Source organism: Sphingobium fluminis (assembly GCF_037723805.1).
GTDB lineage: Bacteria > Pseudomonadota > Alphaproteobacteria > Sphingomonadales > Sphingomonadaceae > Sphingobium.
The window spans coordinates 399,738-415,183 of the sequence record NZ_JBBJUK010000002.1 but is presented as its reverse complement, the minus strand read 5'-3'; the positions used below and the strand labels follow the sequence as shown (position 1 = coordinate 415,183).

The 15,446-nt window shown below is 63.8% G+C and carries 14 protein-coding genes and 2 tRNA genes; 12 read left to right on the top strand and 4 right to left on the bottom strand.

The features are described from left to right. Positions 1-10: 10 nt before the first annotated feature. Both WG907_RS08145 and WG907_RS08140 read right to left on the bottom strand, forming a co-directional pair. On the bottom strand, positions 11-1,174 hold the full coding sequence (locus tag WG907_RS08145; protein WP_340232255.1) for a M48 family metalloprotease: 1,164 nt from the start codon (positions 1,172-1,174) through the stop codon (positions 11-13). Continuing rightward, positions 1,171-1,884 carry a hypothetical protein gene (locus tag WG907_RS08140; RefSeq protein ID WP_340232486.1) on the bottom strand — a complete coding sequence of 238 codons (714 nt, stop codon included), beginning with the start codon at positions 1,882-1,884 and terminating at the stop codon, positions 1,171-1,173. The genes WG907_RS08145 and WG907_RS08140 overlap by 4 nt, the downstream gene beginning before the upstream one ends. 171 nt (positions 1,885-2,055) lie before the next feature. On the opposite strand from WG907_RS08140, the gene WG907_RS08135 reads away from it, so the two are divergent. From WG907_RS08135 to WG907_RS08105, 7 genes are all read left to right on the top strand, one after another. Further along, the gene (locus tag WG907_RS08135; protein ID WP_340232254.1) at positions 2,056-3,351 is read left to right on the top strand and encodes an adenosylmethionine--8-amino-7-oxononanoate transaminase; all 1,296 of its coding nucleotides are present in this window, start codon (positions 2,056-2,058) and stop codon (positions 3,349-3,351) included. A 59-nt stretch (positions 3,352-3,410) separates the two neighbouring features. Further along, a complete protein-coding gene (gene infA, locus WG907_RS08130; RefSeq protein ID WP_107967729.1) occupies positions 3,411-3,629 on the top strand; it encodes a translation initiation factor IF-1 in 219 nt (72 codons plus the stop codon). Between the two features lie 16 nt (positions 3,630-3,645). After that, positions 3,646-4,215: a Maf family protein gene (locus WG907_RS08125; protein WP_340232253.1), complete on the top strand. Its 570-nt coding sequence runs from the start codon at positions 3,646-3,648 to the stop codon at positions 4,213-4,215. Continuing rightward, complete coding sequence (locus tag WG907_RS08120) at positions 4,208-5,197, top strand: ribonuclease (protein WP_340232252.1); 990 nt, start codon at positions 4,208-4,210, stop codon at positions 5,195-5,197. Before WG907_RS08125 ends, WG907_RS08120 begins: the two co-directional genes overlap by 8 nt. Continuing rightward, positions 5,187-5,381, top strand: a complete 195-nt coding sequence (locus WG907_RS08115; RefSeq protein WP_340232251.1) for a DNA gyrase inhibitor YacG — start codon at positions 5,187-5,189, stop codon at positions 5,379-5,381. Before WG907_RS08120 ends, WG907_RS08115 begins: the two co-directional genes overlap by 11 nt. Before the next feature lie 52 nt (positions 5,382-5,433). Next, positions 5,434-5,509, top strand: a tRNA-Phe gene (locus tag WG907_RS08110). 328 nt (positions 5,510-5,837) lie between these two features. Further along, the gene (locus WG907_RS08105; protein ID WP_340232485.1) at positions 5,838-6,014 is read left to right on the top strand and encodes an Arm DNA-binding domain-containing protein; all 177 of its coding nucleotides are present in this window, start codon (positions 5,838-5,840) and stop codon (positions 6,012-6,014) included. A 208-nt stretch (positions 6,015-6,222) separates the two neighbouring features. Here the strand turns inward: WG907_RS08105 and WG907_RS08100 are convergent. Then, positions 6,223-6,296, bottom strand: a tRNA-Cys gene (locus tag WG907_RS08100). Between the two features lie 202 nt (positions 6,297-6,498). On the opposite strand from WG907_RS08100, the gene WG907_RS08095 reads away from it, so the two are divergent. The 5 genes from WG907_RS08095 (at position 6,499) to WG907_RS08075 (ending at position 13,489) form a co-directional block, all read left to right on the top strand. Continuing rightward, positions 6,499-7,131 carry a protein-L-isoaspartate O-methyltransferase family protein gene (locus WG907_RS08095; protein ID WP_340232250.1) on the top strand — a complete coding sequence of 211 codons (633 nt, stop codon included), beginning with the start codon at positions 6,499-6,501 and terminating at the stop codon, positions 7,129-7,131. Positions 7,132-7,141: 10 nt separating this feature from the next. Next, positions 7,142-8,599: a TolC family outer membrane protein gene (locus tag WG907_RS08090; RefSeq protein WP_340232249.1), complete on the top strand. Its 1,458-nt coding sequence runs from the start codon at positions 7,142-7,144 to the stop codon at positions 8,597-8,599. Positions 8,600-8,672: 73 nt separating this feature from the next. Continuing rightward, positions 8,673-9,188, top strand: coding sequence for a DUF2497 domain-containing protein (locus WG907_RS08085; RefSeq protein ID WP_340232248.1), 516 nt, complete (start codon positions 8,673-8,675; stop codon positions 9,186-9,188). Between the two features lie 95 nt (positions 9,189-9,283). Continuing rightward, positions 9,284-11,983, top strand: a complete 2,700-nt coding sequence (locus tag WG907_RS08080; RefSeq protein WP_340232247.1) for a valine--tRNA ligase — start codon at positions 9,284-9,286, stop codon at positions 11,981-11,983. Positions 11,984-12,025: 42 nt separating this feature from the next. Next, entirely contained in the window at positions 12,026-13,489 is a 1,464-nt protein-coding gene (locus WG907_RS08075; protein ID WP_340232246.1) for an MATE family efflux transporter, read from the top strand. Between the two features lie 65 nt (positions 13,490-13,554). Here WG907_RS08075 and WG907_RS08070 read toward each other — a convergent pair whose 3' ends face one another. Further along, complete coding sequence (locus WG907_RS08070) at positions 13,555-15,213, bottom strand: ATP-binding protein (protein ID WP_340232245.1); 1,659 nt, start codon at positions 15,211-15,213, stop codon at positions 13,555-13,557. Positions 15,214-15,446: the final 233 nt, after the last annotated feature.

Below are 15,446 nucleotides of genomic sequence, written 5' to 3'. Positions count from 1 at the left end.
CATCGTCCCTTCATTGCGCGATCAGCGTGGCGATCATCGTCGCGTCCTGCGCGCCTGGCTTGCGTTCCAGATAGCGGCGCAGGGCGGCCTTGCCAGGTTCGGGCTGCTGACTGCGCAGCAGCGCAAGGCCCATGCCCCGTTCCGCCTCGGGATCGGCAAGCCCCTTGTCGATCGCCTCGCGGTAAAGTTGCGCGGCGCTCATCAGGTCACGGGGATTGCCGCGCAGGCGATACAGTTCGGCGCGGGCATAAAGCAGGTCCGGCGTCCAGCCATCGGTCGCCAGTTGCCCCAGCAGATAGTCCGATCCGCCGAAATCGTTGAGCTTGATCTGGTCGGCCAGGAATGTCGGCATCCAGGGGGCGAGTGCGGTTCGAAAGGCGACGGCCGCCGGATCGCCCGGATCATTGGTCTTTAGAGCCGTCTCGCGCAAATAGGTGGCGCGCACGACATCGGTCGGATGACTGGCGAAGAACCCGGCGGAATAGCGGCGCGCGGTGGATTTGCGCTTGCGTCCGGCGGCGGTCGCGTCTTCCTCCGCCATGATCCTGTCCCAGATATTCGCCGCGCTGGCGGCGGGATAGGGGGACGCGGTGAGATAGGCGAGGCCGAGCAGGTCGGCCTCCTGCTCCTGCGCGCGGGAAAAGGCGAAGAGGCTGCCGATCGTGCTGACCGCCATCGCCGAATAGACGGTCGGCGACACCATTGAGGTCCACATCAATAAATCGCCTGCACCTCGCGCCCGCTTGAAGCCATCGAGCGTGTGCCGCTTTTCAAAATGCGCGAATTCATGGCCCAGAACCGCAGCCAGTTCCGCTTCGTCGCGAACGCGGAGCAGCAGCCCGGACCACACGGTCATCATCCCGTTGGGATACATGGTAGCGTTGAAATAGGGCAGATGCTGGATATAGATCCGCACCGATCGGCAGCGATCATCGCCGACCGTCCGGCACAAGACCGACCGGACATAGGCATTGAGCGCCGGGTCGCGCATGACCAGTGCGGAGTCGCGCATCTGTCGCTCGGCTTCGTCGGCTTCCATCCACATGCCGCGCTCATCCACGCCGGTCGGCTCATAGGCCGGGGTGAAGGTGGGTAGAGGGGGCAGGGGCGCTGCAATCGACGGGGTCGCCATCATCGCTGCGAGCAAGCCCGCCAGCCGCAGCCAGCGAATCATTTCCCCGCGCCGGCAGGCGCAGCCGCCAGCACGACCGGCCGGCCGGGAAAGCCCTCGAACAATTGGGTGACGCGCTTTTGCGCGCCTTCATCGGTGCGCACATCGCCGCCCATCTGCAAATCGGCGTTCAGCCAGACGAGGTCGCCGGTCTTCACATCGACCAGCCCGGCAAAGCCCTTATGGACGCCGGTCGGGACGCTGACGCCGAAGGCGAGCGCGGCAAAGACCTGCGCGACCTTGCGCCCGGTCGATCCGAACTGGTCCTCGGTAGTCACGAACAGCGCATAATCGGCGCCGGCCAGCCCCGGCAGGCTCGCGACGCCCGAGCCCATCGTCCATGAAAACTGGCCCTTGCGCTTTTTCGTGGGCAGTCGGTTGCCGGGGAAAAACTGATAGACGATCACGGAGTCGGCGATCGTGGCGAACAGCGCCTGATATTCCGCCAGCGCCGCCGCGTCCGCGCCGGCCGGCTCGACAATATCGAAGACGCTGTTACCCAGCTGCCCCTGCATCGCGGCGATGGCGTGGTTGAGATTGTCGCGCGATTGTGCGGTCCAGTCGGCATTGGGCTCGAACAGGCCGCCGGTCGATTGTTCGCCGACCTTGATCGACGGGCGCATCAGCACGATGCGCGCGCTGCCCGGCGCCAGCGTGAACCCCGGCTTGTTCCCGGTCTTTTCCTGCGCGCTTGCGGGCAAAGCCGCGCCCATCAAGGCGACGGAGCTAAGCACGCCTATCGTGTTTCTCAGAAATCCCCTCATACGCCCCCCGGCAATTCGTTACGCCCTGATGAGCGTTTGACGCTTAATCTGTCAATCTGCTTTTCGCGACGCCGGATCATCCGTGCTTGCCCACAGCATCCAGCGCGATAAAGCCGCGCCATGACCTCTCCCGTCTGGCACCCGTTCACTCAGCATGGCCTTAACGAGCCCATACCCCGCGTCGCGCGTGCGGAGGGCGCGGTGCTGCATCTGGCCGATGGCGGAACGCTCATCGATTGTATTTCCAGCTGGTGGGTGACGACACATGGCCATTGCCACCCGCGCATCGCCGCCGCCATCGCGCAGCAGGCCGGGCGGCTCGATCAGTTGATCTTCGCGGGCTACACCCACGAGCCCGCCGAAGCGGTCGCGCGTGGTCTGGTCGACCTCGCGCCCGCCGCGCCAGACCGGCCGCCGCTCGCTCACGTCTTTTTTTCCGACAGCGGATCGACCGCGGTCGAGGTCGCGCTCAAAATGGCGCTTGGCTATTGGTATAATCGCTCGCTCGACGGCGGCCCGCCGCCGCGCTCGCGGATAGTAGTGCTCGAACATAGCTATCATGGCGACACGATCGGCACGATGGCGATCGGGGAACGGGGGGTCTACAACGCCGCATGGCAGCCGCTGCTGTTCGATGTCGGCACTATTCCCTTTCCTGCGCAGGGTCGGGAGCATGACTGCCTAACCGCGCTGGAAGCGGCTTGCGCTATGCGGGAGCCGCCAGCGGCTTTCATCGTCGAGCCGCTGGTGCTCGGTGCAGGCGGTATGCTGATCTATCCGGCCTGGGTCCTGCGCGAGATGGCGGCAATCTGCGCCCGTCACGACGTTCTGTTCATTGTCGATGAAGTCATGACCGGATGGGGGCGCACAGGCACGCTCTTCGCCTGCGAGCAGGCTGGGGTCGTGCCCGACATCATGGCGGTGGCGAAGGGGATTACCGGCGGCGCGATCCCGCTGGCCGCGACGCTGGCGACGCCTGCGATTTTCGAGGCGCACCGCTCGACGGACCGGGCACGCCTTTTCTACCACAGCAGCAGCTATACCGCGAACCCGATCGCCTGCGCCGCCGCCGCCGCCAATCTCGCCATCTGGCAAGAGGAGGATGTGCTGGGCCGAATCGCCGCCCTGGCCGATGGGATGGCGCGCGGACTGTCCCAACTTTCGGACCATAAGGCGTTTGCGAACCCGCGCCAGTTGGGTGCCATTGGCGCGATAGATCTGAGCGCGTCGGACGCTGGCTATCTCTCCGATCTCGCACCGGCCTTGCGCGCCTTTTTCCTCGAAAGGGGCCTCTTGCTGCGGCCCCTGGGCAACACCATCTATCTGATGCCGCCCTATTGCCTTGCTCCAGGGCAGCTCGACCGCATCTTTGTGGCGCTCGCGGAAGCGGGCGATCGCTTTGGCATTTCCGACTGACTTTCCATTTGTATATTTAGGCGCTATGGCGGCGCGATTTTTTGACGTTTCGGGATACTATGGCGAAAGAAGAACTGCTTGAGATGCGCGGATCGGTTGTGGAGCTTCTCCCCAACGCCATGTTCCGCGTGCGTTTGGAAAATGATCACGAGATTCTGGGTCACACCGCCGGAAAGATGCGCAAAAATCGCATCCGTGTGCTGGTGGGCGACGAAGTGCTCGTCGAACTGACCCCCTATGACCTGACCAAGGGTCGGATCACCTACCGTTTCAAATAGGATTGTGAAGGGCGCCATGCGGCTCGTCCTCGCCTCTACTTCGGCGCGGCGCCGCGATCTTCTGGCGCGCATCGGCATCACGCCCGACCGCATCGTCGGCCCGCATATCGACGAGGAGCCACGCAAGGGTGAGCAGCCGCGCGTCTATGCGCTGCGCCTTGCCGAAGAAAAGGCGCGTGCGGTGCCGCGCGCGGCCGACGAGGTCGTGATCGCGGGCGACACCACGATCGCATTGGGCCGCCGCATCCTGCCGCCTGCCGACGATGAAAATATTCAGCGCACGTTGCTGCGCCTGCTTTCGGGGCGGCGGCATCATGCGCTCTCGGCGGTTTGCGTGATCGGCAGCGACGATCGGGCGCGCGTTCGTGTGGCCGACACGGTCGTTGCCTTCAAGCGGCTGACCGAGGCGGAAATCGAAGCCTATGTCATGAGCGGCGAAGGGCTTGGCAAGGCCGGCGGCTACGCCATTCAGGGGCGCGCCGAAAGCTTCGTGCGCTTCCTGTCGGGCAGCCATTCCGGCGTCGTCGGCCTGCCGCTGTTTGAAACCCGGGCGCTGCTCGAGAGCGTGGGAGTTTCCTTTGGCTGAATGGCTTTATGAGGAGGGAATCGGCGAGGCGCGCGCTGCCCTGATCGAACATGGCAAGCTGGTCGAGGCGATGATCGAGCGCGAGGATGGCGGCGTTCGCGCCGGGGCTTTCGTTCAGGGTAGGCTGGTGCGCACCATCATCCCGCGCCGGCGCGGGATCGTTCGCCTGGATGGGGGCGAGGAAGTGCTGATCGAGCCGATCCCGCCCAAGGTTGCCGAGGGCGCGCTCGTGATCGTGGAAATCTTTCGAGAATCGATTGCCGAAGAGGGCCGTCCCAAGCTTGCCAAGGGCCGCGTCGCACTGCCCGGCAGCAAGGTGCAGCCCGCGCCCAGCCTGCTCCAGCGTCTCTACGCCACCGGTACGCCGGTGACGCCCTGTCCGGCGCATGAAGAGGACCGTCTCGAAGCACATGGCTGGGGCGAACTGATGGAGGAAGCGCAATCCGGCGAGGTCGGCACCGAAGCGGCCAGCCTGCGCCTGTTCCTCACGCCCGCCATGATACTGATCGACGTGGACGGCAGCCTTCCGCCCGCCCAGCTTGGTCCCAAAGGCGCCAAGCTGGCCGCGCAGGCGATACGGCGCATGGGGCTGACGGGATCGATCGGCATCGATCTGCCCACCATGAACAATAAGGATGAGCGCGCGATCGCCGCGGCGCAGATCGATAAACATCTGCCGCTGCCGTTCGAACGCACGGCGGTCAACGGCTTCGGCTTTATCCAGATTATTCGCCGGCGTGAGCGCGCCAATCTCATCGAAGTGCTGCGCGCCGACCCGGTCGCGACCGCCGCGCTCGCGCTGCTGCGCCGGGCGGAGCGCCATGGCCAGGGCGGTCCGGCGACCCTCACAGCCGCTCCAGCCATCGTCGACCGGCTGCGGCGGGACGCGGAGTGGATCGCGCGGCTGGCGCGGCGGCGGGGCGGGGCTATCGCCTTGCAGAGCGACGACGCGCTCGCCATATCGGCCGGCCATGTCGCCTAAATTCGCCTCGTGCCCGATCTGCGGCCAGCCATCGCAGATGAAAACGCGCCCCTTTTGCAGCGACCGCTGCCGCGATCGCGACCTGCTGCAATGGCTGGGCGACGGCTATCGCGTGCCGGGCGCGGGGGTAACGGAAGACGCACAAAAAAGCAGCGATTATGGGGTGGACAGCGACCCGGACTGATGCCTATAGGCTGCGCTCTCCAACGGCCGGCGCCGCTCGCCCGGCCACCCGTGCCCGGGTAGCTCAGTTGGTAGAGCATGCGACTGAAAATCGCAGTGTCGGCGGTTCGACTCCGTCCCCGGGCACCATATCTCCCTTCGTCACTATTCGCTGACAGGTTTACAAAGCGCTGGAATCAGCCATATTCAGCGCCGACTCCTTCGCTGGCTTTCACCGTCATTCGCTGACAGCCGGAGAATTTGGGGGCCAGATTGGGGCCTATTTTCAGCGTGGCCCCAGGCGACATGGAAATGGCCCCCACGATGGCGTTGACCGACACGGCGATCAAAATGCCAAGCCCAAGGACAAGCCCTATAAAATGGGCTACTCCGGTGGGCTTTTTTTGTTGGTCCAGCCGAGTGGCGGAAAGCTCTGGCGGCTTAATACCGGGTCGATGGCAAGGAGAAGAAGCTCGGTCTGGGCATCTATCCTGAGGTCAGCCTCGGTGATGCGCGGAAGGGCCGCGACAAGGCGCGGGCTCAGATCGCCGCTGGCAAAGACCCCGGCGTCGAGAAGGTGCGGAAGAAGGTTCAGGACCGTATCTCCGCCGACAACACCTTCGCCACGGTCTCAGCCGAGTTTTCAATATACTAGGCTGTTACAGAAGGACTCGATTTCAACCACTTACGAGATGCGCCGTTGCCGCGCACGTTTGAAGAAGTGATCCTTCTGCATGCTTGCGACGTTCGCCACGGCCCGCTGCATTCGCTCAGAACCTGAATTGAATGAGGGCGCGAACGAGAGAACGCAAAAGCCACAGTCTGATTTTACACAAAAAAATCAGACTGTTAGGCTGAAGGATTGGAGGCCCGAGCCGGAATCGAACCGGCGTGCAAGGATTTGCAGTCCTCTGCGTCACCACTCCGCCATCGGGCCTTCCGTCGCGGTGGAGGCGCAGATGTGCGGCTTTGCCGGCAAAGTCAAGCGCACGCGGCGGGACTATGCCCAAGAATCTGATGTGGTCCGCGCAAAGCGGCTTGGCGCAGGCAGCGCGCTGATTTAGAGGTCCGGTAATCCCTTTGCTGTATTGTGTTGTCAATACAGCTATGCCAAGCCGTGTGGCGAGCAAGGAGTTATCGTGACTGAGCAGAATTTCTCTTCGATGCGGGCCGCCATGGTCGAAAGCCAGTTGCGCACCAGCGATGTCGACGACCCGCGGGTGGTGGCGGCGATGGCACATCTGCCACGGGAGAATTTCCTGCCGGCCGAGCGGCGCGCGATGGCCTATATCGACCGGCCGGTTCCGCTGGGCGGGGGCAGGGCGCTCAACCCGCCGCTGGTGACCGGGCGACTGCTTAAGGAAGCGCAGGTCGTTCCCGGCGAGAAGGTGCTGCTGATCGGCGCAGCAACCGGCTATGGCGCGGCGTTGCTCGCGGCGCTCGGGGCGCGGGTGACGGCTGTGGAGACGGTCGACGGGCCCGACGTCGCAGTCGCGGGCGTAAGCGTTATGCGCGGCGCGCTGGCCGCCGGCGGCCCCGACGGCGCGCCCTATGACCTTTTATTCATCGAGGGCGCGGTAGAGGAAGTTCCGGCCGCGCTCGTCCAGCAACTAGTCGACGGGGGCCGGGTGGTGACGGGCCTGGTCGAACGCGGCGTGACCCGCCTGTGCAGCGGCAGCGTCGTGGCGGGCGCGTTGGGCTTGGCCAGCCTGGTCGACATGGAAATGGTGGTGCTGCCCGGATTTGCCAAGCCGGAACGCTTCGTTTTTTGAGACGGGATCGATGACGGCAAAGCGAATTTCTCTTCGGCGGTCCGCCATCACAGCTCTGTTGCTGCTGTCATCGTCGATCCCCGGACTTGCCCGGGCGGAAACGCTTCAGGGGGCGCTTGGCCGGGCCTATCGATTCAACCCGACGCTGACGGGCGCCCGCGCGGGACAGCGCGCTACCGACGAAAGCGTGCCGATCCAGAAAGCGGCAGGCCGGCCAAATGCGGGGGCAAGCGCGGAATTTCAGGAATTGCTGCTGCGGCCAGCCAATAATTTCATTTCGCCGCATCGGTCTGCCAGCGCCTCCGCATCGGTCAATGTACCGATCTATTCGGGTGGCGCAGTGCGTAACGGCGTCAAGGCGGCAAAGAAGCGGGTTGAGGCGGGGCGTGCCGACCTGCGTGCGACCGAAGCCAGCATCTTCGCGCAAGTGGTCGCAGCCTATATGGACGTCATCCGCGATGCGGCGATCGTTTCGCTGAATCTCGCTAACGTCAAAGTGCTGGACGTCAATCTTCAGGCGACCAACGACCGGTTCGAGGTCGGCGACCTGACCCGCACCGACGTCGCCCAGTCGGAATCACGGCTCGCACTCGCCCGGTCCGACCTCCAGACGGCGCAGGCGAACCTGATCGGCAGCCGGGAAAATTATATTGCTCTGGTCGGCACGGCGCCCGACGATCTTGCGCCGCCGCCGGCCTTGCCTGGCTTGCCCGCCACGCCCGATCTCGCGGTGCAGGTCGCGCTGGCCGACAATCCCGACATTCAGTCCGCTCAGAAGGCGAGCGAGGCCGCGCGCTATGACGTGCGCGTCGCGAGAGCCGGGTCGTTGCCGACGCTCTCCGGCTTTACGCAGGGCAGCTACACCAATTATTTCGACAACGACCTTGCGGTAAACAAGCAGGTCGCCGTCGGCGTGACGGCGAACCTGCCGCTGTATCAGGGCGGCCGTCCGGCGGCGCAGGTGCGCCAGGCCCAGGCTTTGCAATCGCGCGCCATGGAACAGGAGATCGGCGTCGAGCGCGGCGTGATCGCGCAGGCGCGCGCCGCCTATGCCAGCTGGCAGGCATCGACGCTCACGATCCAGTCGAGCCAGAAGGCGGTCGATGCCGCCAATCTGTCGCTCGAAGGCGTGCGGGCGGAAAATTCGGTCGGCAGCCGCACCATATTGGACATCCTCAATGCCGAGCAGGAAGCGCTGATCGCCAATGTCGAACTGGTGTCGGCGCGGCGCAACGCCTATGTCGCGGGCTTCAGCCTGCTGGCCGCGATGGGTCATGCCGAAGCGAAGGATCTGGGGCTTGACGGTGGTGCACTCTATGATCCTGTCGTGAATTATGACCGGGTCAAGGGCAAGTGGTTTGACTGGGACCATGACCCGAAGCCGGTGCCGGTCGCGACGCGCACCGTTGACTCGCCCGCGCAAAACGCCAATGTGTCCTTAACGGCGCAGCAACCGCGGGGCGAATGATCGACTGGGGTTAATGCTGCGGGTTTTATGTGGCCGATTGCGGCGACTGACAGGATAGCGGGTCGGGGGAACCATGGGCGATATGAGCAAGGAACCCTCGATGGAAGAGATTCTCTCGTCCATCAAGCGGATCATCGCCGAAGAGGGCGAAGACGCAATTCATGCCGCGCCGCGCCGGTCCCGAACCGATGCATCGCGGCCGGTCGTTGAACTCGGTGTGCCCGCGATGGACGATGACGGTTTCGCCGAATCCGAAGTGTTGGAACTAACCGATGAGATCGCGGTAGAGGAAGTCATGCCAGCGCCCAAGCCTACCGCCCGTTCGAGCCGCGCTCCCGTGGCCCCGCCGCCAGCCGCTCGAGTCGCCGACGATTCGATCCTGTCTGTCGAAAGCGAGGTCGCGACCCGGCATTCTCTGTCCGCGCTGTCCTCCATGCTCGTCGCGCCAAAGGGCGGGGACGATAATACGCTGGATGGCCTTGTCCGCTCGATGCTGCGGCCCATGCTCAAGGAATGGCTGGACGCGCGGCTGCCCGCGCTGGTCGAGGATATGGTGGCCAAGGAAATCGCGCGCATCACCGCGCGCTGACCTTACAGGCCTTTCGTCGGTCGCGGAATGCGGGATCGGCGGCGACGCGTCTCGCGCTATTTGCTCTTCGCGCTCATGTCGTTAAAGCCCGGTCCATGACCGAACTGCCCAAAAATTTCGACCCCGCCGCGATCGAATCCCGCTGGTACGCCCATTGGGAGGATAATGGCCTGTTCCGCCCGGAACGGCCCGATGCCGAGCCCTTCACCATCGTCAACCCGCCGCCCAATGTGACGGGATCACTGCATATCGGCCATGCGCTCGATAACACGCTGCAAGATATCGTCGTTCGCTACGAGCGGTTGCGCGGCAAGGATGCGCTGTGGGTGGTGGGCACCGACCATGCCGGCATCGCGACCCAGATGGTGGTCGAGCGGCAGATGGAAGCACGGCAGGACAGGCGCACAAACTATTCCCGTGAGCAATTCGTCGACAAGGTGTGGGCGTGGAAGGCCGAAAGCGGCGGCGCGATCACGCGCCAGTTGCGCCGACTGGGCTGTTCGATGGACTGGTCGCGTGAACAGTTCACCATGGACCCGCATTTCTCGACCGCTGTCGTCAAGACGTTTGTGGAACTGCATAAGCGCGGATTGCTCTATCGCGACAAGCGGCTGGTGAACTGGGACCCGCATTTTCGCTCGGCGATCTCCGACCTGGAAGTCGAGACGAAGGAGACGCAAGGCGGCTTCTGGCACTTCCGCTATCCGCTGGCCGACGGCGTGCGCCTCGCTGATGGCGCGGACCATATCGTCGTCGCGACTACGCGGCCCGAAACGATGCTGGCCGATATGGCGGTGGCGGTGAACGCCGACGACCCGCGCTACGAGGCTGTGATCGGCAAGGAGATTTTGCAGCCCATCACCGGGCGGCGCTTCAAGATCGTCGCGGACGAGCATGCCGACCCGGAACTGGGATCGGGTGCGGTAAAGATCACGCCCGGCCATGATTTCAACGATTTCGAGGTCGGCAAGCGCGCCGGCTTCAAGGCTGGCGACATGCTCAACATGTTCGATGCCGATGCCAATGTCGTTCAGACGGCCGATGGGCTGATCCCCGATCGCTTCGTCGGCCTGCATCGGTTCCGCAAGGACGGCGTGGATGGCGCGCGCGAACTGGTGGTCGCTGAGATGAAGACGCTGGGCCTGCTCGTGCCGCATGTGTCGAAGGACAAGGATGGCGAACCCCACGAAGCAGATTTCGAGCCGCGGACGATCCAGACGCCGTTTGGCGATCGCTCGGGCGTCGTGATCGAGCCTTGGCTGACCGACCAATGGTATGTCGACGCGGCGAAGCTCGCGGTCGCGCCGATGCAGGCGGTGCGCGACGGGCGGATCGAGATCGTGCCCAAGACATGGGAGAAGACCTTCTTCAACTGGATGGAGAATATCCAGCCCTGGTGCGTGAGCCGGCAGTTGTGGTGGGGGCATCAGATCCCGGCGTGGTTCGACGAGGACGGCAATAGCTATGTCGCCGAAACCCAGGAAAAAGCCCAAGCGCTGGCAGGCAATATATCGCTGACCCGCGACCCGGACGTGCTCGACACCTGGTTTTCCTCCGCGCTGTGGCCGTTCGGTACGCTGGGCTGGCCGGAGCAGAGCGACCTGCTTGCCAAGCACTACCCCAACGACCTGCTCATTTCCGGCTTCGACATCCTGTTCTTCTGGGACGCGCGGATGGCGATGATGGGACAAGAATTTATGGGCGATGTTCCGTGGAAAAAGCTCTACCTGCATGGCCTCGTGCGTGCGGCAGACGGGCAGAAAATGTCCAAGTCCAAGGGCAATGTCGTCGACCCGCTGGGCCTGATCGACAGGTTCGGCGCGGATGCATTGCGCTTTTTCATGGCGGCGATGGAAAGCCAGGGCCGCGACGTGAAGATGGATGAGAAGCGGGTCGAGGGCTATCGCAATTTCGCGACCAAGCTGTGGAACGCCGCGCGCTTCCTGCAAGCCAATGGCGTGGGTGCGTCGACCAGCCGCGAACCCCCGCACGCGATCACGCCCGTCAACCGCTGGATTATCGCGGAAACGGTCGCGACCGTGCAGGCAGTCGACACCGCCATGGCCGAACTGCGCTTCGATGCGGGCGCGAACGCCATTTATCACTTCGTCTGGGACCAGTTTTGCGATTGGTATATCGAGCTTTCCAAAGGGTCGATGGATGACGAGACCCGCGCCGTGGCGGGCTGGGCGTTCGATCAGATTCTCGTCATGCTCCACCCCTTCATGCCGTTCATAACCGAAGAGTTGTGGAACCTGACCGGTGAGCGGGAGCGCGAGCTGATCGTGTCGGACTGGCCGGTCGCGCTTTACGAGGTCGATAGCGCCGCGCAGGCGGAGATCGACTGGCTGATCCGGCTGGTAAGCGCGATCCGCACCGCGCGGACCGAACTCAATGTGCCGCCGGGTGCGAAGATGAAGGCGGTGGCGTGCGACGCATCGGATGAGACGCGGCAACGGCTCGATCGGCAGGGCGCTGCGCTGGCGCGGCTGGCGCGGATCGAGAGCCTGAGCTTTGGCGAGGATGTCGCGGGTGGCGCGGCGCAGATCGTCGTCGACGAGGCGACGTTCGTGCTGCCGCTCGAAGGCGTGATCGACATCGCGGCCGAAAAGGCGCGGCTGGCCAAGGCGCTGGGCGCGGCACAAAAGGAGCGGGATTCACTTGGCGGTCGGCTGTCGAACCCGAGCTTCGTCGAGAAAGCCAAGCCAGAGGCGGTCGCCAAGGCGCGTGAGGATCATGCCGAGAAGGTCGCCGAGGCAGACAGGCTGGCAGCCGCGCTGGACCGGCTGGGCTGACCGGGCCAGCAGGAGCACTGAAGGCGGAAGGGAGGCGGAGAGATGGACGCACCGGTACTGCATGGCAAATCGGGTGGCCGTGATCTGACGCAAGGGCCGATCGCGTCGACCCTGCTGATGTTCGCCATCCCCACCCTGGCGTCCAACATCCTCCAGTCGCTCAACGGGTCGATCAACGCGATCTGGGTCGGGCGGTTTCTGGGCGCGCAGGCACTGGCGGCGACGGCCAACGCCAATATCGTCATGTTCCTGATGTTCTCAGTCGTGTTCGGGTTCGGGATGGCGTCGACTGTGATGGTCGCGCAGGCCGTGGGCAGGGGCGACATCGACGTGGCACGACGAGCGTTCGGATCGGCGATAGGCTTTTGCACCATGTTGGCGCTGGTCGTCGCGGCGGCGGGATGGATATGGTCGCCCGACCTGTTACGCCTGCTGGCAACGCCGGCGGAGGCGTTTTCGCTGGCGCTCGTCTATCTGCGCGTCATCTTCATCGCGATGCCGGCGAGCCTGCTGAGCGTCATGATGATGATGGGGCTGCGCGGCGCAGGCGATTCGCGCACGCCACTTATCTTCATGATACTGAGCGTCGCCATCGATCTGGTGCTGAACCCCGTGCTGATCCTGGGGCTGGGGCCGATCCCGGCGATGGGTATTGCAGGGTCTGCGGCTGCCACCGCCGGGGCGGGGTTCATCAGCCTGATCGCCCTTGTCTGCTATACCTATGCCAGGGATCTGCCATTGCGGTTGCGCGGCGCGGAACTGCGCTATCTGCGACCCACCGCGGAGCAGATGCGGATTTTATTCGGCAAGGGCCTGCCCATGGGCCTTCAGATGATAGTCATGTCGGCATCGGGCCTGATGATGATCGGCCTCGTCAATCGGGAAGGGTTGGCGGTGACGGCCGCCTATGGCGCATCGCAGCAGCTTTGGACCTATCTCCAGATGCCCTCGATGGCGGTCGGTGCGGCAGTTAGTGCGATGGCGGCGCAGAATATCGGCGCTGGCCGGTGGGACCGGATCAGTCGGATCGCGGGGGTCGGCATCGGTTTTCAGCTGCTTATCACCGGCACCATGGCAGCAGCGATGCTGGCGTTTCACGACCCCCTGCTCGGCCTGTTTCTGGGCAAGAATGTCGCGGTGATCGACGCAGCCTGGCATATGCAGATTCGGGTCAGCTGGAGCTATGTGGCATTTGGTTGCACCATGGTCCTGTTCGGCATGTTGCGCGCCAATGGCGTCGTGGTGAAACCGCTGCTCATTCTGTTGCTCTCCCTGTTCGGAGCGCGCATCGGATTTTACGAACTATTCTATCCCCATCTTGGCGTAGACGCGCTGTGGTTCAGCTTTCCGGCGGGGTCGTTGACGTCGTTGCTGCTCGCGGCGATCGTCTACTTTCAGGGTGGCTGGCGCAAGGCGACGTTGCTCGCGCCGGTGCATGAGGAAGAATGCCGCGAGACGGTGCATGCCGAAGGCGAGCCTGCGGGGCGGATCATCCCGGCGGGGTGATCGGAGCATTCTGAAGCCGCTGGAACGGCCCGCGGCTCGCAGAATGCGGAAGACCAAAGACGATGCTAGCGCCCCTGGCTGCGCCATCGCGCAATGGTGCGGTCGAGAATGTCATGCTCGCCGCCGCTTTGACGCCACAGATCGGTAAAGCTGGGATCGGCCGAAGCCGGGCGGCGCGCCTCTTCCAGATCGTCGAGGCTGACCCGGATCGGCACGGCGACGCCCTCGCCGCAGATGATGCATTCGCGATTGCGCAGCGCCGGGATGGAATCGAGGAAGCCGCGCGCTCCTTCGGGCATCGCCGCCTTCACGAAGGCCTGATCGCGATCATTGTTGAGGCGCATCGCGATGATGGTGCCGCATTGCGACAGCACGCCTTCGGCCAGGTCCGACGGTCGCTGGGTGATAAGGCCGAGCGACACGCCATATTTGCGGCCTTCCTTGGCGATCCGTTCGAGAATGCGGCGCACGGCCTGGCCCCGGCCGCTGGTGGAGGCGGGAATGTAGCGATGCGCTTCCTCGCACACGAGCAGGATCGGGCGTTGCGGCTCTTCACGCGCCCAGATGGCATAGTCGAACACCAGCCGCGACAGAACGGACACCACCGTCGAGGTGATGTCCGACGGCATGGCCGACACGTCGATGATCGAAATCGGCTTGCCGTTGGAGGGCAGGCGAAAGATCTTCGCGATGAATTCCTGCATCGTGTCCGCGACGAGCATGCCGGAAAACATGAAGCTGTAGCGCGGATCGGCCTTGATCTCGTCGATCTTGGTCTTGAGACGCATATAGGGCAGCGAACCCGTGCCCTTGTCGAGCTTGCCCATTTCATTCTGGAGGATGTTGGTCAGGTCCGACAGAAGGTAGGGGATGGGCGAGTCCACCGTCAGTCGGCCGATGCTTTCGGCAAGCCGGTTCTTCATCCGGGCCGCGAGCAGGCATTTGGCCAGGATGTCGCAATCGACCGTGCGCTCTCCTCCCTGGGCCGTAACGAAGACCTCGCAATGTTCTTCGAAGTTCATCAACCAATAAGGGAGCGCGAGGTTGTTGATGTCGTAGACCGCACCATTTTGCTGAAACGCCGCGCCATATTCGCCATGGGGATCGATCATCACGATATGCCCCTGCGGCGATAGGTCGCAGATGCGGTGGAGTATCAGCGCGGCGCTGGTGGACTTGCCGGTGCCGGTCGAACCCAGCAGCGCGAAATGCTTGCCGAGCATGGAATCGACATAGAGGGCAGCGCGTGTGTCCAGCGTAGGATAGACGGTGCCGATATGGACGTGCGGGCGGTCGTCGGCGGCATAGATCTGCTGCATGTCGGCGCTGGACGCGGGGTGGATTTCGGTGCCAGGCGTCGGGTAGCGGGTGACGCCACGGCGGAAGCGATAGATGCGCCCGGTCAGAACTTCCTGATCGCCTTCGCCCAGAAAGTCGATATCGGCGATGATGCTGGAGGCATTGTCGCGGTCCAGCGTGAGGGCGCGCACGCTTGCGATCAACCAGCTGTTCCCGACCCGCATCTTGACCTGGCTACCGACCTGCCCCGCCATCGCGATGCAGGGATCGGAATCCTGCCCCAGAATCTGGAGTCGGTCGGCGTCGATGATAATCTTGGAACTGGAACCGGCGATCTGGAAAACCATGCCCATGGCATCGCTCAGCGAAGGGTGTGCGGACGCGCCTGCTTGGGAAAATTGAGTTGCGCCCGGCATGTGCGTCATGAGCCCTTATCGTCCTTCAGGCCGAACGAACATCCGGCGCACCCGAACGGTCTAAAGCGGATTGGTAAAGATAGGCTTAGTCGAAATTCGGGGCAGGGTGCACTAGGTGGCACCCGCTAGGTTAAGCGAGTCCGAACGGCGCGCCATTATGGATGATCTTGCAATGTTGCACCTGCGAACGGAACAGCCTTGGCTTCCACGCATTGGGCAGGCATTATGGCCAGGATGATTGC

Excerpts from the sequence above, each read along its gene's own strand:
- WG907_RS08135 (WP_340232254.1), top strand. The coding sequence starts at position 2,056 with ATGACCTCTCCCGTCTGGCACCCGTTCACTCAGCATGGCCTTAACGAG.
- WG907_RS08070 (WP_340232245.1), bottom strand. The coding sequence starts at position 15,213 with ATGACGCACATGCCGGGCGCAACTCAATTTTCCCAAGCAGGCGCGTCC.
- WG907_RS08090 (WP_340232249.1), top strand. The coding sequence starts at position 7,142 with ATGACGGCAAAGCGAATTTCTCTTCGGCGGTCCGCCATCACAGCTCTG.
- WG907_RS08115 (WP_340232251.1), top strand. The coding sequence starts at position 5,187 with ATGTCGCCTAAATTCGCCTCGTGCCCGATCTGCGGCCAGCCATCGCAG.
- WG907_RS08125 (WP_340232253.1), top strand. The coding sequence starts at position 3,646 with ATGCGGCTCGTCCTCGCCTCTACTTCGGCGCGGCGCCGCGATCTTCTG.
- WG907_RS08140 (WP_340232486.1), bottom strand. The coding sequence starts at position 1,884 with ATGGGCGCGGCTTTGCCCGCAAGCGCGCAGGAAAAGACCGGGAACAAG.
- WG907_RS08080 (WP_340232247.1), top strand. The coding sequence starts at position 9,284 with ATGACCGAACTGCCCAAAAATTTCGACCCCGCCGCGATCGAATCCCGC.
- infA (WP_107967729.1), top strand. The coding sequence starts at position 3,411 with ATGGCGAAAGAAGAACTGCTTGAGATGCGCGGATCGGTTGTGGAGCTT.
- WG907_RS08085 (WP_340232248.1), top strand. The coding sequence starts at position 8,673 with ATGGGCGATATGAGCAAGGAACCCTCGATGGAAGAGATTCTCTCGTCC.
- WG907_RS08145 (WP_340232255.1), bottom strand. The coding sequence starts at position 1,174 with ATGATTCGCTGGCTGCGGCTGGCGGGCTTGCTCGCAGCGATGATGGCG.
- WG907_RS08075 (WP_340232246.1), top strand. The coding sequence starts at position 12,026 with ATGGACGCACCGGTACTGCATGGCAAATCGGGTGGCCGTGATCTGACG.